17 protein-coding genes are annotated in these 18,493 nt (G+C 73.4%); 4 read left to right on the forward strand and 13 right to left on the reverse strand.

Annotated features, from left to right (window positions below; all coding sequences use genetic code 11):
* The first annotated feature begins 2 nt into the window (after positions 1–2).
* Entirely contained in the window at positions 3–1,544 is a 1,542-nt protein-coding gene (locus N7925_RS06775) for a hypothetical protein (RefSeq protein WP_274343349.1), read from the forward strand.
* Here N7925_RS06775 and N7925_RS06780 read toward each other — a convergent pair.
* From N7925_RS06780 to N7925_RS06790, 3 genes are read right to left on the reverse strand one after another with little or no spacing between them, the layout of a single operon-like run.
* A complete protein-coding gene (locus N7925_RS06780; RefSeq protein WP_265598595.1) occupies positions 1,513–2,757 on the reverse strand; it encodes a hypothetical protein in 1,245 nt (414 codons plus the stop codon). The two genes, N7925_RS06775 and N7925_RS06780, sit on opposite strands and share 32 nt — an antisense overlap.
* Positions 2,754–4,439, reverse strand: coding sequence for a lipopolysaccharide biosynthesis protein (locus tag N7925_RS06785; protein WP_274343350.1), 1,686 nt, complete (start codon positions 4,437–4,439; stop codon positions 2,754–2,756). The genes N7925_RS06780 and N7925_RS06785 overlap by 4 nt, the downstream gene beginning before the upstream one ends.
* Complete coding sequence (locus N7925_RS06790) at positions 4,436–5,698, reverse strand: glycosyltransferase (RefSeq protein ID WP_274343351.1); 1,263 nt, start codon at positions 5,696–5,698, stop codon at positions 4,436–4,438. Before N7925_RS06790 ends, N7925_RS06785 begins: the two co-directional genes overlap by 4 nt.
* A gap of 151 nt (positions 5,699–5,849) precedes the next feature.
* Here N7925_RS06790 and N7925_RS06795 point away from each other — a divergent pair, with 151 nt between their 5' ends.
* Positions 5,850–6,299: an adenylyltransferase/cytidyltransferase family protein gene (locus tag N7925_RS06795; RefSeq protein ID WP_265598598.1), complete on the forward strand. Its 450-nt coding sequence runs from the start codon at positions 5,850–5,852 to the stop codon at positions 6,297–6,299.
* On the opposite strand, the gene N7925_RS06800 is transcribed toward N7925_RS06795, so the two are convergent.
* Positions 6,268–7,008: a CDP-alcohol phosphatidyltransferase family protein gene (locus N7925_RS06800; protein WP_274343352.1), complete on the reverse strand. Its 741-nt coding sequence runs from the start codon at positions 7,006–7,008 to the stop codon at positions 6,268–6,270. The genes N7925_RS06795 and N7925_RS06800 overlap by 32 nt on opposite strands.
* Positions 7,009–7,096: 88 nt before the next feature.
* Positions 7,097–7,642, reverse strand: a complete 546-nt coding sequence (locus tag N7925_RS06805; RefSeq protein WP_265598600.1) for an MOSC domain-containing protein — start codon at positions 7,640–7,642, stop codon at positions 7,097–7,099.
* Between the two features lie 176 nt (positions 7,643–7,818).
* Between N7925_RS06805 and N7925_RS06810 the strand changes: the two genes are divergently transcribed.
* Complete coding sequence (locus N7925_RS06810) at positions 7,819–8,187, forward strand: nuclear transport factor 2 family protein (protein ID WP_265598601.1); 369 nt, start codon at positions 7,819–7,821, stop codon at positions 8,185–8,187.
* A gap of 14 nt (positions 8,188–8,201) precedes the next feature.
* On the opposite strand, the gene mnhG is transcribed toward N7925_RS06810, so the two are convergent.
* The 8 genes from mnhG to N7925_RS06850 all read right to left on the reverse strand — a co-directional run bounded on the left by mnhG (position 8,202) and on the right by N7925_RS06850 (position 16,613).
* The gene (gene mnhG, locus N7925_RS06815; RefSeq protein ID WP_274343353.1) at positions 8,202–8,555 is read right to left on the reverse strand and encodes a monovalent cation/H(+) antiporter subunit G; all 354 of its coding nucleotides are present in this window, start codon (positions 8,553–8,555) and stop codon (positions 8,202–8,204) included.
* Positions 8,552–8,875, reverse strand: coding sequence for a monovalent cation/H+ antiporter complex subunit F (locus tag N7925_RS06820; RefSeq protein WP_265598603.1), 324 nt, complete (start codon positions 8,873–8,875; stop codon positions 8,552–8,554). The genes mnhG and N7925_RS06820 overlap by 4 nt, the downstream gene beginning before the upstream one ends.
* Entirely contained in the window at positions 8,872–9,498 is a 627-nt protein-coding gene (locus tag N7925_RS06825; RefSeq protein WP_274343354.1) for a Na+/H+ antiporter subunit E, read from the reverse strand. Before N7925_RS06825 ends, N7925_RS06820 begins: the two co-directional genes overlap by 4 nt.
* Positions 9,495–11,147, reverse strand: a complete 1,653-nt coding sequence (locus N7925_RS06830; protein ID WP_265598605.1) for a Na+/H+ antiporter subunit D — start codon at positions 11,145–11,147, stop codon at positions 9,495–9,497. Before N7925_RS06830 ends, N7925_RS06825 begins: the two co-directional genes overlap by 4 nt.
* Positions 11,144–11,761 (reverse strand): Na(+)/H(+) antiporter subunit C, encoded by a 618-nt coding sequence (locus N7925_RS06835; RefSeq protein ID WP_274343355.1) that lies wholly within the window; start codon positions 11,759–11,761, stop codon positions 11,144–11,146. Before N7925_RS06835 ends, N7925_RS06830 begins: the two co-directional genes overlap by 4 nt.
* Positions 11,758–14,661, reverse strand: coding sequence for a Na+/H+ antiporter subunit A (locus N7925_RS06840; protein WP_274343356.1), 2,904 nt, complete (start codon positions 14,659–14,661; stop codon positions 11,758–11,760). Before N7925_RS06840 ends, N7925_RS06835 begins: the two co-directional genes overlap by 4 nt.
* A gap of 252 nt (positions 14,662–14,913) precedes the next feature.
* A complete protein-coding gene (locus N7925_RS06845; protein WP_265598607.1) occupies positions 14,914–15,315 on the reverse strand; it encodes a RidA family protein in 402 nt (133 codons plus the stop codon).
* Complete coding sequence (locus N7925_RS06850) at positions 15,312–16,613, reverse strand: acyl-CoA dehydrogenase family protein (RefSeq protein WP_274343357.1); 1,302 nt, start codon at positions 16,611–16,613, stop codon at positions 15,312–15,314. Before N7925_RS06850 ends, N7925_RS06845 begins: the two co-directional genes overlap by 4 nt.
* A 165-nt stretch (positions 16,614–16,778) precedes the next feature.
* Here N7925_RS06850 and N7925_RS06855 point away from each other — a divergent pair, with 165 nt between their 5' ends.
* Complete coding sequence (locus tag N7925_RS06855; RefSeq protein ID WP_274343358.1) at positions 16,779–18,491, forward strand: AMP-binding protein; 1,713 nt, start codon at positions 16,779–16,781, stop codon at positions 18,489–18,491.
* Positions 18,492–18,493 lie beyond the last annotated feature (2 nt).

Raw genomic sequence — 18,493 nt, forward strand, 5'->3', positions numbered from 1 at the left:
GCATGACGTCGGTGCACACGTCGGCGCGGGGGGAGGCCGACCGCGTGGCCGCTCGTCCGGCGGGGCCGGGAGCTCCGGGCGGCCCTCCGGAGCCGCCCGAGCGGCCGATCGCCTGGTCGATGCTGTCGCGGGCGCTGTCCGTGCCGCTCATCCTGGGGCTGGTCTGCTTCCTGCCCGCGGTGATCGCCGCCCAGCCCGGCAGCGGGGTCCGGGACACGGCCTACTGGCTCCAGCTGGTGCTGACCTGCTATGCGGGGGCCCGGCTGGCGACGATGATCCTCTCGACCCGGCGGCGGCTGCTCCAGGGCGTCTTCTGGATGTTCGTGTACATCGCGATGGGCGTGGCGCCGTTCGCCCAGGTGGTGATCGGGCAGACGCCGACGCCGATGGTGGGGCCGCGTCAGGACCTGGTGACCGCGATCGCGATGATCCTGGTGGGGTGTGCGGCCTACGACCTGGGGGCGCTGCTGGCCTCGCGGCGTCCGCTGCGCCGCCGTTCCCCCTCCGTGCGGGGCTCGGGCGGAGGGCCCGCCCGGGCACATCCGGTGCGGCTGCGGCTCCTCGTGCTGCTGGCCTTCGCGGCGAGCGCGTTCTACGTGCTGAAGCTGGGCGGGCCCGCGGTCTTCTTCTCCAGCCGGCAGGAGATCAACGAGACCGTCGCGGCGAGCGGGGTGGTGACGGAGGGGTCGAATGTGGGCTCGGCGTTCATCAAGGGCTTCGGCCAGGTCCCGGCGCTGCTGGCGCTGCTGTTCTACACCCGCCGGCTGGCGACCTCCCGGCGTGCCCGGCGCACCCCGTCGACGGTGCTGGTGTGGGTGGCGCTGGCGGCGTTGAACCTCGTAGTGAACAACCCGGTCTCCAACGCCCGTTACTGGTTCCTGACGGTGCTGATGGCGTTCGTGTTCACCGCGTTCCCGAGCAGTGCGGCGTTCTACCGCACGGTGCTGACGACGGGGGTGGTGGGGGCGCTGGTGGTGTTCCCGTACGCGGACAAGTTCCGGTACGAGGAGGGGGGCGAGCGGCCCGTGCAGTCGGCCTCGGTCTTCGATCCGCTGGTGACCAAGGACTACGACCAGATGGTGATGTTCGCCAACACCATCTCGTGGGTCGATACCCGGGGGCACACCTACGGCCGCCAGCTGACGGGCTCCGCGCTGTTCTTCGTGCCGCGCGCGGTGTGGAGCGGGAAGCCGGAGGACACCGGGGTCCGGGTCGGGCAGTGGATGGGGCTGCGGATGACCAACCTCTCGGCCCCGCTGTGGACCGAGTTCTGGGTCGATCTCGGCCCGGCCGGGATGGTCGGCGGGCTGGCGCTGATCGGCTACGCGTCGGCCCGCACCGACCGCAGGTACGCCCTCGCGGTGACCCGGGCGGGGCCGGGGGCCGGCAGTGTGCTGGCGATCGCGGCCCCGCTGATCGCCGGATACACCTTCATCCTGTTGCGCGGGCCGCTGTTGCAGGCGGTGGGGAAGCTGGCCATCGCGGCGCTGTGCCTGATGCTGATCACCACGTTCAGGGAGCAGCGGGCAGCGCGTCGGCGCTGACGGGCTCCCGGGGCGCGGGCCCCCGGCGGCGGAGCCGGGCCACCCTGGTCCAGGTCGCGACGGCCTTGCAGAGCGAGCCCAGGGCGAGCCCCCAGGCGGCGCCCGGGACGCCCCCGATGACGTAACCGCCCGCGAGGAGCGCCACGGCGGTGAGCGAGAAGACGACCTGGATGGAGAGCGTGGTGCGCGGGTCGAGCATGCGCAGGGCGAGCAGCCCGCAGGTGCCGACCGCCATCGCCGCGTACTGGCTGCCGGTCGCGGGGAGCAGGGCGGCGGCCGTGGGCCAGGTGTCGCCGAGCAGTTCGCGTCCGGCGCTCTCGGGCAGCAGGGCGAGCACGGTGGCCCAGAGCGCGGCGGTCCCCGCGAGGACGGCGGCGAGGGCGGCGGTGGCCCGGACCCGGCGGCGCTCGTCGCCGATGCGGCCGAGCAGCGGGGGGCCGAAGGAGGTGGCCGAGGTGTAGAGCACGTTGAGCGGTCCGAAGAGGGTGGTCGCCCCGCGCAGCGCGCCGACCAGGAGCGGGTTGCCGACCGCTCCGAGGCCGAGCACGGACAGCTGGCCGGTCGCGTTGCCCACGCCGAACTCGACGGTGAAGCGCTGCCCGAGATGGCCCCGCCGCAGCATCGGGCGCAGTCGGGTCCGGGCCCCCGCGGTGGCCCGGTGGAGGAGGGCGGCGGACAGGAGCAGCGCGGGCAGCGCGGAGAGGCCCCAGAGTGCGATCAGCCGGGCGGGGGTTGCCCCGTGGTCCTGCACGGCGAGGGCCCCCAGCACGCAGGCGAGCCGCAACAGGTCGGCGGTCAGGGCGAGATGGGGGCGCTGGAGGGTGGCGAAGGCGTACCGTCCCGCGTCCTGCCCCAGCACCACGGGGAGCACGAGGCCGAGCGTCATCAGCGCGCGGGCGGTGTCGCCGGGGACGAGGAGGCAGACGGCCGCCAGCAGGGCGCCGAGGGCGGTCGAGGCGAGCAGGGTGAAGGCGAGCGCGGACCGGCAGGCGCTCCGGGTCTCCTCCCCCGCGCCGCGCTTGAGGACCAGCGGCTGCCCGGTGTACGCGCCCGCGACGCCGAGGAGCACGGTGAAGACCAGGTAGACCGCGGAGAAGCGGGCGAAGTCGGAGACGGTGGAGAGCCGGGCGGCGGCGAGGAGCACCAGGATGTTGGTGAGCGCCGCCACACCCTGGTCCGCGACCGAGCAGAGGACGGCGGTGCGGGCTCTCACCTGCGCGCGGCCGGCTGGGTGAAGGCGCGCAGGCCGAGGGTCTCGGTGGGATCGCCGGTGGTCTCGGGAGCGTCCGGCCCGGCGGTGGGGGCGGGGCCGCCGCCACCGCCCCGGCGTCGGGTCGGCTTCGCCCGTCGCTCCGCGCGCCGCAGCCGCCTGCGGCCGGGGTGGAGCAGCGCGCCGAGGACGGCGCCGCCGGAGGCGCCGATGATCTCGCGGATGCGTTCGAGGTCGCTGCGGTGCACCTCGCGCGGGTCGCAGACGACCATGACGCCCTCCACCCGGTCGACCAGGGCGACCGCGTCCGCGTAGGACAGGACGGGCGGGGCGAGGACGATGACGACGTTGCCGGTCCGGTCCGCCTCGGCGACGATGCGGCCGACGGGCGGGGAGGTCAGGGCGCGCGGGACGTTGTCGACGGTGGTCCCGGGGATCAGGGCGAAGGCGCCGGAGCCGGGCACGTCCACGTTGGTGCGGCCGCCGGCGGGCCAGCCGCCGCCCTCCGCGGCGGCCCAGCGCGGCGGGCGCACCTCGTGGGAGCCGGAGCCGAGGTCGCGGGCGAGCGAGGGGGTGCGCAGGTCGGCCTCGACGAGCAGGACGTCGCGGCCCATCTCGGCGAAGGCGGCGGCCAGGTTGGCGGCCGCGGCGGCGGCCGCCGTGTTGTCGCCGCGGGGGGCGGTGACCAGCAGACGGCGGCTCTCGGCGAACGACGGGTCGTAGGCGAGCCGGAAGGCGACGGCGCGGTACTCCTCGGCCAGCCGGGAGGTGCCGCGCCCGATGGCGAGCATGCTGCCGGCGGCGGCGCGTTCCCGGGGCAGGGTGCCGAGCAGGGGCGCGCCGAGCGAGCGGACCAGTTCGCGGGGGGAGCGTACGGCGGGGTCGAAGACGAGGCGCACCCAGGAGAGCAGCAGTCCCAGGGCGAGGCCGACGACGCCGCCGAGCCCGAGGAGCAGGGGCAGTCCCGGGCCGGTGGGCGACGTGGGGGCGACGGGCTTCTTGTTGAGGTAGCCGGGGGTGGTGTCCAGGGCCTTCAGTTCGGAGATCTTCCGGCTCAGCTCGGAGATGGAGACGATGATGTTGGCGCGGGCGCTGCTGACGTCGTCCTCGGCGCCCGTTCCTGTCTGGTCCTCCAGCAGGTCGCGCTTCTCCTCCAGCGGGCGGAGCTGGGCCCGGTAGCCGTCGGACATGTTCTGGATGCTCTCCAGGGTGCGCGCCTTGCGGTGGGCCAGGTAGGCCCCGGCGAGGGCTTCGGCGCGGGCGCGGGCCTGCTCGGGGGTGGCGGCCGTGTAGGAGAAGCGGAGGGTGAGGGTGTTGGGCGGGTTGGTGACCTGGAGCCCGGTGAGCAGCTTGCGGGCGGTGACGTCGTCGCCCGCCTTGAGCAGGTTCCCGGCGGCGAGGGTGCCCACCGTGTCGCTGACGGCGGTCTGGCGCTCGGAGCCGATGTTGATGCCCTTGTCCGCGGTGGATCCGGCGGCGAAGGGGTCGGAGATCGCGGAGCGGACGAGCACCTCGCCGGTGGCGGTGTAGGTGTCCTCGCCGCCGAGAGCGAGATAGCCGCCGCCGAGCAGGCCGACGACGACTCCGCAGGCCAGCAGGGAGCGGTAGCGCAGGAGTTGGCGGAACTGGTCGCGCAGGAGCGCCGGCTCGTCCTGGTCGTCCGGGGCGCGGTGGTGCGACGTCATCGGCGGGGGCTCCTCTGTGCGGCCGGCAGGGCCTCGGCGAGCAGGTCGTCGAAGCGTGCGAGGCCCGCTTCCCGGCTCAGGTGGCGGGCGACGTAGTGCGGGCCCCCGGCCCCGAGAGCGTCGGCGGCGGCCGGGTCGGCGGCCAGCTTCCGGACCGCTTCGAGCAGGGCGGCCGGGTCCTCCGGGGCCACGAGGACCCCGGCGCCCGAGCGGCGGACCTCGTCGGCGGTGCCGCCCTCGTCGGCGACGGAGGCGATCACGGGGCGTCCGGAGGTGAAGTAGGAGGTGAGCTTGGAGGGGACGCTCATGTCGAGGACCGAGGCGCGCTGGGTGACCGCGAGGACGTCGGCGGCGGCCAGGACGTCGGTGAACTCCTCGGCCGCCGCGGGCTCCAGGAAGTCCACGTTGGCCAGTCCCTCGGCGCGGGCACGCAGGGCGTCGCGCTGGTTGCCGTCGCCCATCAGGACGACGCGGACGTCGGGGGCGAGGCGGGCGGTGTCCACCAGGACGTCCAGACCCTGCTTGAGCCCCATGTTGCCGGAGTGCAGGACGACCGGGGTGTTCTCGGGCCAGCCGAGCCGGGCGCGGGTCGCGGCCCGGTCGGCGGTGGGGCCCTGCACATGGGTCCAGTTGGGGACGAGGCGGATACGGCCGGGGTCGACGCCGAGAGCGGTGACGCCGGGGACGAAGCTCTCATGGATGACGCCGACGAGGGCGGCCCCGCGCAGTGCGTACCGCTCGGCGGCCGCGGCGACGGCGGCGGCCCTGCCTCCGCCCCGGATGCCGCTCTGTGCGGCGGCGGCGCCCATCAGGTCCTGGACGACGGGCAGATGGGGGACGCGGTGGCGACGGGCGAGGCGGGCTCCGACGACGCCACCCGCGAGGCTGGGCATCTGCGAGATCACGGCGTCGGGGCGTCCGGGCGGCGGGGCGAACAGTCCGGTCGCGAGGACGCTCGCCTCGAACGCGGCACGCCGCAGAGCGGTCTGACGGGACGGCACATAGTGCCGGCGCCGGTGTACGCCGACGCCGCCGCGTATCTCCACCGTCCTCCAGACGCCCCGGTACGCCTCCTCCAGCCGCCAGGAGGGGTAGTGCGGCATACCGGTGAGTGCCCGGACCCGGGCTCCGGACGCGGCCCAGTGCTCGGCCAGTTGGGTGGCGTACGGGCCTATGCCCGTGAGCTCCGGTGCGTAGTTGGTCGAAACCACCAGAAGTCGGCGGCCTCGGATCGGACTGGGCCTTGACGCTTCGGACATCGGACGATCGCCTTCCCCCCACGACAGCCGCTGTCCCCACCGGGGAACAGCCCCTGCCGAGCTTATCCGTTCACGGCTTGCACAAGTGTTCTTCACAGTAAGGTCGTTGGAACATCACCGGATCATGTTCACCGTGGGGGGAGAGATACGGATGGTGCAGCACAGGGTGGGTTACGCACCCGGGGTGTACGACCTGTTCCACGTCGGGCACCTCAACATCCTTCGGCACGCCCGCAGTCAGTGCGACTACCTGGTCGCGGGGGTCGTGTCGGACGAGATGGCCGCCCTCGCCAAGGGCCACACGCCGGTGATCCCGCTCCGCGAACGACTGGAGATCGTCCGCAGCGTGCGCTTCGTGGACGCCGCGTTCGTGGAGACCGTGCCGGACAAGGTCGAGACCTGGCAGCAGGTCCGGTTCGACGTGATCTTCAAGGGAGACGACTGGCGGGGCACGGACAAGGGGGAGAAGCTGGAGCGCGACTTCGCCGAAGTGGGCGTGGAGGTCGTCTACTTCCCGTACACCGTGCACACGTCCAGCACCCAGCTGCGCCGGGCGCTGGACGTGCTCGTCAACCGGCCCGGAGCGCTTTCAGCTCCCTGAACCACTTGGCGAGGAAGGCCGCCAGGAACACCGCTTGCACCACCGCGAGCACGGCGTACCCGGCGCGGAAGGCCCCGGGTGCGCCGAGCAGCAGGAACACCAGGCAGAACACCCCGTAGTCGGCGGGCAGCAGCGCCACGGCCCGCACCCGGGAGACGGGCGCCGTCGCGTCCGGCGCCGCCCAGGACGGACCCCGGGCGCTCGCCGCCGCCTTGCCGAGCTGTTCGCGCAGCAGCCCCGCGCAGAAGGTCACCACCGCCGCCAGCTGGAAGCCCAGCGGAAGCAACAGCCAGGCCTCGGAGTGCAGTTCGCCGAAGCGGTAGAAGGAGATCAGGACGGCGGCGTGGACGAGCAGCAGCTTCCCGCAGTCCACGACATGGTCCAGCCACTCCCCGTCGGGCCCGCCCCTTCCGGTGAGCCGGGCGAGCTGCCCGTCGGCGGAGTCGAAGGCGAAGCCGACCGCGAGGGCCGCCCAGACCAGGACGCCGAGCGCCCAGGACGGTTCGACGAGCGCGACCGAAGCCACCGCTCCGTACGTGAACAGCGCGCTCGTCAGCGTGACCTGATTGGGCGTCATCCCCATGCGATACGCCCCGGCCGCGAGCACCCGCCCGGCGGGCCGGTTCACGTACCGCGAATAGAGCGAGACGCCCTTGGCGCTCTTCTGTGCGCCGCGCAGTTCGCGCAGCACTGTGCCCGTGTTTCCCATACGCCCCCCAGCGTCCGGCATTGCCCGCATCATGGCATGCGCACACCGGCCCGTGGGCGCTTTGGCGGGGACGGGACCGGTGCGGGGATCAGACGCGTTCCAGCGGGCGGTGCGGCCCGGCGGGGAGTTCGGCGGCGACCGTGTCTCCGGGACGGACCACACCGCCCCGGCGGACCACGCTCATGACACCCGCCTTGCGCACGACCGCGCCCGTCGCGTCCCGGCCGACGACCTGCTTCAGCAGCCCTTCCTGGAACGCCTCGATCTGGAGGCAGGGGTTACGCAGGCCGGTGACCTCGACGACCGCGTCGTCGCCGATCCTCAAGCGGGTGCCGGTGGGGAGGGCGAGCAGATCGATGCCCCGGGTGGTGATGTTCTCGCCCAGCTCTCCGGGGGCCACGGTGAATCCGGCGTCGGCCAGCTCCGTGAACAGTTCCTCGTGGATCAGGTGGACCTGTCGCAGATTGGGCTGGGTGGGGTCCTGCGCGACGCGGGACCGGTGCTTGACCGTCTCGCCCGCGTGGGCGTCGCCCTCGACGCCGAGTCCGGCGAGCAGCGTCACGCTGTCCCGGCTCTCCTTGCTGAACGTGTGCCCGCCACTGGTGCTGACCGTCGTGACCGTTCCGTACGCCATGGTTCCCTGCCCCCGCTCGTCCTACGCGATGCGCGATCTCCTTCGACCCTACGCCCGGCGGCGGAGCGGCACACGAAGCCCCCTTACCTCCGGGGTAATCGACCGTGCCCGGCCCCCGGGACCAAGGTGGGGTCACCGCCCCGGACCGCCGGGGCGACCCGAGGAGAGGGCACACCATGACCGCGTACGACGAGGCCGTCCAGCGCTACTTCGCCGCCTGGAACACCACCGGGGCCGAGGAGCGGGTGAGGGCCGTGGCCGCCGCGTTCACCGCCGACGCCCGCTACACCGACCCGCTGGCCGACGTGCAGGGGCACGAGGGGCTGGCGGCCGTGATCGGCGGAGTGCACGAGCAGTTCCCCGGCTTCCGGTTCCGCCCCGCCGGAACGGCCGACGGGCACCACGACCTGGTCCGGTTCTCCTGGGAGCTGGTCTCCCCCGCGGACGGCTCCGCGCCGGTGGCCGGGTTCGATGTGGTCCGTCTCGCCGAGGACGGCCGGATCGGTTCGGTGAGCGGATTCCTGGACAGGGTACCGGGGGCGTGAAGCCCGACACGCGCTCACTTGCCGTCGGTGAGCTGCTCGTCGAGTTCGTCGAAGAGCAGCTCACCGTGTTCGACCTGGCCGGTGCGGTACGCGGAACGGGCCACCAGGTGCGAGGCCACCGGGCCGGTCAGCATCTGGAAGAAGGCGATGAGGCCGAGCGTGGCGAGTTCCATGCCGCCGCGCAGCCGTAGCGCGACCCCGGCCAGGACCAGGATCATGCCGAGGGTCTGCGGCTTGGTCGCCGCGTGGCTGCGGGAGAGGACGTCCGGGAGCCGGATCATGCCGATCACCCCGAGCAGACAGATCGCGGCGCCGACGAGGAGCAGGGCGGCGCCGGCCGTGTCGGCGATCTGGTGCCAGACGCTCATCGCGGGCCCTCCTCGGTGTCGTCGGGGCGTGGGGGGCGGGGCCGGTCGCGTACGGCGATGAAGCGGGCGATGCCCACCGAGCCGGTGAACCCGAGGAAGGCCAGCACCAGCATGATCGGGAAGTAGAACTGGTCGCGGAGGAAGGCCGATTTGGCGGCGAGGCCGGCGATGATCAGGGCGGCGCACACGTCCAGTGAGATGGCCCGGTCCAGCATGGAGGGGCCCCGCCAGATCCGGGCCAGCAGCAGGGCCCCGGCGAGCAGGATCAGGACGACGGCGGTGGTCAGCAGGGCGTGGTCGACCTGTTCGGGCACGGTCATGGTGCGGGCCTCCCGGCGGCGAGCTGGGGCGGTGGCGGGGGTTCGGCGACCCGGGCGATCTCGTCGGGGGTGCCGAAGGCCCGTACGGTCAGTTCCTCGATCCGCCACACCTGGCGCCGGGCGGCTTCCAGCTCCTCGGGGCGGTCGGCGTCCAGGACGTGCAGGAAGACGGTGGCGGTGGCCCGGCGCACCTCGATGATGGATCCGCCGGGGACGTTGGAGACGGCGACGGCGGTGGCCGCGAGCATCAGATCGCTGCGGCAGCGCAGGGGCACCCCGATCACGGCGGCCCGGTGCGGAAGGCCCAGGAAGGTCTGCCGGGTGACCTTCACCCCGGAGGTGTACATGTCGTAGAGGAGGTAGCCGACCAGGCGCAGGATGCCCCAGAGGTGGAGCCGCAGTCCGAGGTCGACCCGGGGCAGCGGGAAGGCGAGGCAGACGGCGACCGAGACGACCAGGCCGGTGAGGACGTTGGCCCAGGCGAGGGTGGACCAGAGCAGGACCCAGATGAGGGTGAGCCAGGCGATCAGCGGCAGGTCCAGCACACGGCGGCGGGAGCCGAGTTCGCAGCTCAGCGGCGGCAGATCGGCGTTGCGGAACGAGAGGCGCAGGATGCGTTTCACCGGCCCAGCACCTCCTGGACGTAAGGGGTCCGCTGGAGGATCTCGGCGGCCGTGCGGTCGGTGAAGGCGGTCAGCGGATCGGCGAACACCGTGAAGGCGAGGCCGATCGCGACGGTCGCCGCGGTGGCCGCGACCATCGGGCGGGGCAGCCGGCTGGTGGTGATGACGGCCCGTCCGTGCAGGGTCGCGGCGACGGCCTGCCCCGCCGGCCGGTGGGCCGGGGCGATGCCCTCGTCACCGGTGCCGTGGATCCGGTCGGGGCCCGGGTCCGGGTCGTCGTCGCTGTCGTCGCCGGACTCCAGGACCGTGCCCGCGGCGGCCTGGCCGGGCGGAGCGGAGCGCCAGAAGGCCAGGTTCCAGACCTTGGCGACCACGTACAGCGTCAGCAGGCTGGTGGCCGCCGAGCCCGCGACCAGCAGCCAGGCCCAGCCGCCGCCGTCGGCGACGCCGGCGCGCATCAGCCCGAGCTTGCCGATGAAGCCGGACAGCGGGGGGATTCCGGCGAGGTTCATCGCGGGGACGAAGAACAGCACGGCGAGCATCGGCGCGGCCCTGGCCAGACCGCCGAGCCGGGTCAGCTCCGTGGTGCCGCCCCGGCGTTCGATGAGCCCGGCGACGAGGAAGAGGGTCGTCTGGACGGTGATGTGGTGGGCGACGTACACGATGGCCCCGCCGTACGCCTCGCGGGTGGCGAGGCCGATCCCGAAGACCATGTAGCCGATGTGGCTGATCAGGGTGAAGGAGAGCAGCCGCTTCAGGTCGGTCTGGGCGACCGCGCCGAGGATGCCGATGACCATCGAGGCCAGCGCGATGGCCATCAGGAGGTCGCCGAGACGGTTGCCGGGGAAGAGCAGGGTCTCGGTGCGGAGCATGCAGTAGACGCCGACCTTGGTGAGCAGTCCGGCGAAGACGGCGGTCACGGGGGCCGGGGCCGTGGGGTAGGAGTCGGGGAGCCAGGCGGCGAGCGGGAAGACGGCTGCCTTGATCGCGAAGACGGTCAGCAGCAGCGCCTGGATCAGCGTCTGTACGCCGATGGGGAGGTCGGCCAGCCGTCCCGCGAGCTGGCCGAAGTTGGCGGTGCCGGTGGCCGCGTACGTCATGGCGATGGCGGTGAGGAAGAGCATCGAGGAGAACAGCGAGATGATCACGTAGGTGGAGCCCGCCCGCATCCGGGGTCCGGTGCCGCCGAGGGTGAGCAGGACGAAGCTGGCGACCAGCATGATCTCGAAGCCGACGTAGAGGTTGACGAGGTCGCCGGCGAGGAAGGTGCAGGAGACCCCGGCGACGAGGATCAGATAGGCGGGGTGGAAGACGGCGAGCGGGGTCTCCTTGTCCCGGTCGGTCATGCCCTGGCCGAGGGAGTAGACGAGCACGCAGAGCGTGATGGCCGAGGAGACCGTGAGCATCAGCCCGGACAGCCGGTCGGCGACCAGGGTGATCCCGAGCGGCGGGGCGAAGTCGCCGAGGTGGACGGAGAGCGGGCCCTGCCGGTCGGCGGCGATCATGAGGATCACCGAGAGTGCGAGCACGGCGGTCAGCACGGCGACGCTGATGAAGCGCTGGAAGCGCCCCAGGCGGGTGCCGAAGGCGAGGCTGAGACCGGTGGCGCACAGGGGCAGCAGCACGGGCAGCGGGACGAGCGCGTTCATCCGTCGGCTCCTCGGTCGCGGGGGTAGCGGTCGTCGGCCTTGGCGTCGCCGTCGCGTGCGTAGTCCTCCGGGTCCGCGCCCAGCACGTCGTTCCACAGGTTCCCCGAGGCGTCGCGGCCCCGGGCCTGGCGGGCGCGGTCGGCGCGGAGCCGGTCGCGGAGCCGGCGGCGCTCCTCCCGGTAACGTTCGCGCTCCTTGGCGGTGGGCTCGGCCCCCGACCGGAACTGTTCGCGCAACTGGGCGCGTTCGCCGAGGACTTCGGCGCGCAGCACGACGCGGCGGTCCTCCAGGTCGTCGTGGACCTCGTCGGTGCCGGTGATCTGGTGGCTGCGGTAGGCCATGGCCAGCAGGAAGGCGGTGGTGGCCAGGGTGATGACGATGGCGGTCAGCGCGATGGCCTGGGGCAGCGGGTCGGTGACCCGGCTCAGGGACACCCCGTAGAGCAGGGGTGCGGCGCCGGCCCGGCCGGTGGAGGAGAGGACCAGCAGGTTGATGCCGTTGCCGAGGATGACGGCGCCGAGCAGGATGCGGGTCAGCGGACGGGTGAGCATGAGGATGCCGCCGACGGCGCAGAGCACGACGGCGGTGGTGAGGAGCGAGGCGCTGACGATCATCGGGGGGAGCCTCCCGCCTCGGGGCCGCCTTCGGGGGCGAGGACGCCCGCCGCCCGTTCGATCTGCCGGTCGACCTTGGCGCCGAGGGCCCGCACGATGTCCAGGACGACGCCGAGGACCAGCAGGTAGACGCCGAAGTCGAAGAGGACCGAGGTGCTCAGGTGGTATGCGCCGAAGACCGGCAGGTGGCCGTAGTACGTGAAGGCGTGCAGGACGGTGCCGTCGGCGAGTCCGAGGAGGCCCACGCCGGTGGAGATGAAGAGGCCGAGCCCGGTGAAGAGCCCTGGTTGCAGGGGGGCCGCCTGGGCCAGTTCGAAGCGGCCGCCCGCCAGGTAGCGGGTGATCAGGGCGAGTCCGGCCACGAGTCCGGCGACGAACCCGCCGCCGGGCAGGGACTCGGCGCAGAACAGCAGATAGACCGAGAGCACGAGGATCGGGTGGAACAGCAGCCGGGCCACCACTTCGAAGACGATCGAGCGGTGCTCGGGGGCGAGGGTGGCTCCGGCGGCCAGCCAGCCGCGTTCGGGGGCCGCGTCGTCGCCCTGCGGCAGTCTGGAGGCGTGGTGCGCCGACAGCGACCAGGCGGTGCGGCCCCGCAACTCCTCCTGGACCATGGTGCCTTCGCTGCGGCGGTGCAGGTAGATGAGGCTGGTGACGCCGATCGCGGCGGCGGCGAGCACGGCGGACTCCCCCATCGTGTCCCAGGCGCGCAGGTCGACGAGGATGGTGGCCACGACGTCCTTGAGCCCGTGGTCGGCGACCTCCTGGACCATGGCGGCGCCGGCCGGTTCGGCGGTGCGCGCGGCGGCGGCGACCCACATGCCGACGCCGACGGTGGCGGCCGCCGCGAGGGCCATCGGGATGCGGGCGGCCCGCCGCCAGGTGCTGACGGTCTCGTGGAAGTGGACGGGCATCCGGCGCAGGACCAGCACGAAGACGATCATCGAGACGGTCTCGACGCAGAACTGGGTGAGCGCCAGGTCGGGCGCTCCCTGGACGACGAAGAGCAGGGCTGCGCCGTAACCGGTGAGGCCGGCCAGGACGACGGCCTTCATGCGCCGGCGCACCGTCAGGCAGAGCAGGGCGGCGGCGCAGGTCAGGGTGGCGACCGCGCCCTGGAGCGGGTTGTCCCAGAGCCGGGGGCGCACCGCCCCGACCCAGGGGGTGTCGACCACGAGGACGGTGAGCTGTCCGGCGAGCATGACGAGGAGGGTGGTGGCGAGGTACACGGAGAGGGAGCCGCGCTGGATGAAGCCGGTGACCTGGAGGGCGAGACGTTCCTGCCCGAGCAGCAGATGGCCGAAGACGCTGTCGGCGGTGGGCCAGGCGATCCGGCGGGAGAGCCGGGTGACGTGGGCGCGGCCGAGGAAGAGCACGGCGCCGGCGGCCCAGGCGAGGGCCGACAGGAGCAGCGCGGTACCGAACCCGTGCCAGAGGGCGAGGTGGTACGGCTTCCCCTCGGCCGGGAACGTGTCGGCGTACGCGCCCAGCAGCCGGTCGGTCCAGCCGACGCCGGGGCCGAGGACCAGGCCGAGGGCCGCGAGCAGGGCGGGCGGGGCGAGGAAGGCCCACCCGACGCGGTGGACGGGGGTGTCGGGGACCCCGGGCTTGCGGGCGAACGCGCCCCAGACGAACCGCAGGCTGTAGGCGGTGGTCAGCGCGGACCCGGCGACGACGACGGCCAGCGCCCACCGGTCGGCGGCGGAGCCGTGCAGCAGCGCCTCGAACGCGGCCTCCTTCGCGGCGAAGCCGAGCAGCGGCGGGAGGGCGGCCATGGAGGCGGCGGCGAGGGCGCCGACGCCGGCGACGTACGGCAGGGAGCGGCCGACGCCGGACAGTTCGCGCAGGTCACGGGTGCCGGCGGCATGGTCGACGATGCCGGTGACGAGGAACAGCGGGGCCTTGAAGAGGGCGTGCCCGAGGATCAGCGCCGCGGCGGCCAGCGCGGCGTCGCGATTGCCGGTCCCGGCGAGCAGGATGAGGAACCCGAGTTGGCTGACGGTCCCGTAGGCGAGGACGAGCTTGAGGTCGTTCAGGCGCAGCGCGCGCCAGCCGCCGAGCAGCATGGTCGCGCCGCCGAGGACGAGCACGACGGGTTTCCAGACGGGGACGTCGGCGAAGGCGGGGGCGAGCCGGGCGACCAGGTAGACGCCGGCCTTGACCATCGCGGCGGCGTGCAGATAGGCGCTGACGGGGGTCGGAGCGGCCATGGCGTTCGGCAGCCACATGGAGAACGGCCAGATCGCGGACTTCGACAGGGCCCCGCACAGCACGAGGACGACGGCGACGGACACGGCGAGGGTCGTCTCGGGCGGGTCGGCGACGATCGCGGAGATCCGGTACGTACCGGCGGCCTGACCGAGGATCAGGAAGCCGACGAGCATGGCGAGGCCGCCGAACGTGGTGACGACGAGGGCCTGGAGGGCGGAGCGGCGGCTGTGCCGGTGTTCGCTGCCGTGGCCGATCAGCAGGTAGGAGAAGACCGTGGTCAGTTCCCAGAACACATAGAGCGTGATCAGGTCGTCGGCGAGGACGAGGGCGAGCATCGCGCCCGCGAAGGCGAGGAGATTCCCCGCGAAGCGGCCCAGCTGCGGGGTGTCGTCCGTGAAGTAGGAGGCGCAGTAGAGCAGAACGAGCGCGCCGACCCCGGCGGCGAGCAGCACCATCAGTTCGGCCAGCGCGTCCAGGCGCAGGTCGAGGGCGACGCCGTAGTCCGGGATCCACTGCCAGGACCAGGTGTCCGCGCCCGAGGACGCTACGGTGCTCCAGCGGGTGAGGGCCCAGACGGTGGCCGCCGCCGGGGGCAGGGCCAGCACGACGAAGGCCCGTCGGCCGAGCCGGTGCACCAGCGGGCCCGCGCAGGCCGCGAGCGCGAAGTGGGCGACGATGAGCGCGATCACCGAGGGGTGTCCGGTTCGGGCGGCGGAGCATCCTGAATAAAGGGCACTAAATACAGATATATCCCTCAGGCCGATTCACCCGACCGGCGCGCCGCGCGCCTCCCGGCCGCTGTCTCCGGGAGGGGCGCCTCAGCCGTGTCCGGCGCAGGGTCCGCCGTGATCGCAGTACGGCGTGTTGCCGGTGGCGCCGCAGCCGCAGAGCGTCACCCGGGTCTCGTGGCGCGGTGCCGAGCCGCTGCTCGGGCGCCGGCCTCACGGCAGGACCGCGACCCCGTCGATCTCGATCATCGCCTGCTCGTCCCAGAGCCGGGCCACCCCGATGACGGCCATCGCCGGGTAGTCGCGTCCCGCGAGCCTGCGCCAGATCCGGCCCAGTTCGGGGGCGTGGGAGCGGTAGTCGGCGATGTCCGTGGCGTAGACGGTGACCCGGGCGAGGTCGGCGGGGGCGCCGCCGGCGGCGTGGAGAGCGGTGAGCAGATTGCCCAGGGCGACGGTGAACTGGTCGGGCAGGGTGGCCCCGACGACCTTTCCGTCCGGGTCGAGTGCGGTCTGCCCGGCGAGGAAGACCAGGTGCCCGCCGGTGGCGACGACCGCGTGGCTGAAGCCGGTGGGCGGGGAGAGTTCGGCCGGGTTGATCCGGTGGGACGGACTCATGCGGGCGGCTCCTGGGTGAGGCCCGCGGGCTCCACGGGCTCCTGAGTGCGGCCCGCGGGCTCCACGCACTCCTGGGCGGCGGGCTGCCGGGAGAGAGGCTGCTGGGCGAGGGGTTGCTGGGCGAGGGGCTGGTCGAGGGACCACTCGGCACGGGGCTGCTGGGCGGGGGACTCGGACCGCTCGGCGCCGTTCGCGTACAGCTCCTTGGCGATGATGGTGCGCTGCACCTCGCTCGCGCCCTCGTAGATCCGCGGCGCGCGGACCTCGCGGTAGAGGTGTTCGAGCAGATGGCCCCGGCGCAGGGCGCGGGCGCCGTGCAGCTGGACGGCGGCGTCGACGACGTACTGCGCGGTCTCGGTGGCGTACAGCTTGGCCATCGCCGCCCGGCGCGGCACGCCGCTCTCCCCCGCGTCGTACGCGGCGGCCGCCGCGTACACCAGGAGGCGGGCGGCCTCGGTGCGGGTGGCCATCTCCGCGACCTGGTGCGAGACGGCCTGGAGGTCGCTCAGCGGGCCGCCGAACGCGGTGCGGTGGGCGGTGTGGTCCAGGGTCGCGTCCAGGGCGGCGCGGGCCATCCCCACGGCGAACGCCCCGACGCTGGGCCGGAAGAGGTTGAGGGTGTTCATCGCGACGCGGAAGCCCCGGTCGGGCTCGCCGAGCACGTCGTCCGCGGTGACCGGTACGCCGTTGAACTCCAGGGTCCCGATGGGGTGCGGGGAGAGCATGTCGAGGGCGGCGCCGGTGAGTCCGGGGCGGTCGGACGGGACCAGGAACGCGGTGATGCCGCGAGACCCCGCCCCGGGCGTCGTCCGGGCGAAGACCACCGCGAAGTCGGCCTCGGGGGCGTTGGAGATCCAGCACTTCTCGCCGGTGAGCGCCCATCCCGCCGGGGTGTGTTCGGCGGCCAGGCTCAGGGCCGCCGCGTCGGAACCCGCACCCGGCTCGCTCAGCGCGAAGGCGGCGACGGCCCGCCCGGCCCGCACCTCGGGGAGCCAGCGCTCGCGGTGGGCGGCGGTGCCGGCCTGGACGATCGGGGTGGTGCCGAGGCCCTGGAGGGCGAGGGCGGTCTCGGCCTCGGTGCAGCCCCGGGCCAGGGACTCGCGCAGCAGGCACAGGTCCAGCGCCCCGGAGCCCAGCATCCGGCCGAGGAGGCCCAGCTCGCCGAGAGCGGCCAGCAGTGGGCGGTTGACGCGCCCGGGCTCCCCCTTCTCCGCCAGCGGGCGCAGCTCCTGTGCGGCAAGGGTGCGGAGCTCCTCGCACCAGGCGATGTGTTCTGGTTCGAGGGAGAATGCCGTCATGGCGGCGCCTCTCTTGTCGCGTCGTGTCCCGTCGTGTCGCGTGCCCTGTCGCGTCGCATGGCATCACGTCGCATCGCATCGCATCGCACGTCATGTCTTATCGCGGACCGTTGACTACCGTCACCCAAACGATACGCTCCAGAGGCGACAAGGGGGCGATCCTTCATGGAGCCGAATTCCTCGCCGAACACGCCCACAGCCGCCGCCGACGCGTCCGTACGCGTCCCCGGCGCGTATCCCGAGCCGTCCGGGAACGCCGCGGGCGCCCACGCCGACACGTTCACGCGCGACCATCTCCCGCCGCCGGAGCAGTGGCCCGTGCTCCTCCTGGACGATCCCGCGCCGCGCTACCCCGACCGGCTGAACTGCGGGCACGAACTCCTGGACCGGACCGTGGAGGACCGGGGCGCGGACCGCCCCGCGCTGCTCTCCGGCGACGGGAGCGTCTGGAGCTACGGAGAGCTGCGGGAGACGGTGGACCGCATCGCCCATGTGCTGACGGACGACCTGGGCGTCGTGCCGGGCAACCGGGTGCTGCTGCGCGGGCCGACGACGCCCTGGCTGGCCGCCTGCTGGCTCGCCGTCATGAAGGCGGGCGCGGTCGCCGTCACCGTACTGGCGCAGGCGCGCGCGGCGGAGCTGGCCACCATCTGTTCGCTGGCGCGGATCGGCCACGCCCTGTGCGACGCCCGGTCGGCGCGGGACCTGGCGGAGGCGGATGTGGAGGGCCTGCGGGTCACCCTGTTCGGCGGGGGAGCGCCCGGGGACCTGACCCGGCTGGCCGAGGCCAGGACCGGGCCGTACCGGGCGGTCGACACCGCCGCCGACGAGGTCGCGCTCATCGCGTTCACCTCGGGGACCACCGGACGCCCCAAGGGCTGCATGCACCTGCACCGGGACCTCCTGGCCATCGCCGACACCTTCTCCGAGCACGTGCTGCGCCCCTGTGCGGACGACGTGTTCGCGGGCAGTCCGCCGCTGGGCTTCACGTTCGGCCTGGGCGGGCTGCTGGTCTTCCCGCTGCGGGCCGGGGCCTCGACGCTGCTGCTGGAGCAGGCGGGCCCGCGGCAGCTGCTGCCCGCCCTGGTCCGGCACCGGGTCTCGGTGCTGTTCACCGCGCCCACGGCCTACCGCACCATGCTCGGGCAGCTGGACGGCCACGACCTCTCGGCGCTGCGGCGCTGCGTGTCGGCCGGGGAGAACCTCCCCGAGGCGACCTGGCAGGCCTGGTACGAGGCGACGGGGCTGCGCATCATCAACGGCATCGGGGCCACCGAACTGCTCCACATCTTCATCTCCGCCGCCGACGACGCGATCCGGCCGGGCACGACGGGGGTGCCCGTGCCGGGGTGGCAGGCCCGGGTGGTGGACGAGCGCGGGGACGAACTGCCCGACGGCGAGGCGGGACTGCTGGCCGTACGCGGTCCGGTCGGCTGCCGCTACCTCTCCGACCCCCGGCAGACGGAGTACGTCCGGCACGGCTGGAACATGACCGGCGACACCTTCGTCCGCGAACCGGACGGCTACTTCCGCTACGTGGCCCGCGCCGACGACATGATCATCTCCTCCGGCTACAACATCGCGGGCCCCGAGGTGGAGGACGCCCTGCTGCGCCATCCGGAGGTCGCGGAGGCCGCCGTGGTGGGCCGGGCGGACGCACTGCGCGGCGAGATCGTGGTGGCGCACGTGGTGCTGCGGCAAGGCTCGGAGCAGACCGCGGACTCGCTGCGCGCCCACATGAAGGCCAACCTGGCCCCGCACAAGTGCCCGCGCGTCTTCGTCTTCCAGGAGTCGCTGCCCCGTACGGCCACCGGAAAACTCCAGCGGTTCCTGCTGCGGGACCGGCCCGACTCTCCCCCGGCCCGGCCTCTAGAGTGATC

The organism is Streptomyces sp. CA-278952 (assembly GCF_028747205.1).
GTDB lineage: Bacteria > Actinomycetota > Actinomycetes > Streptomycetales > Streptomycetaceae > Streptomyces.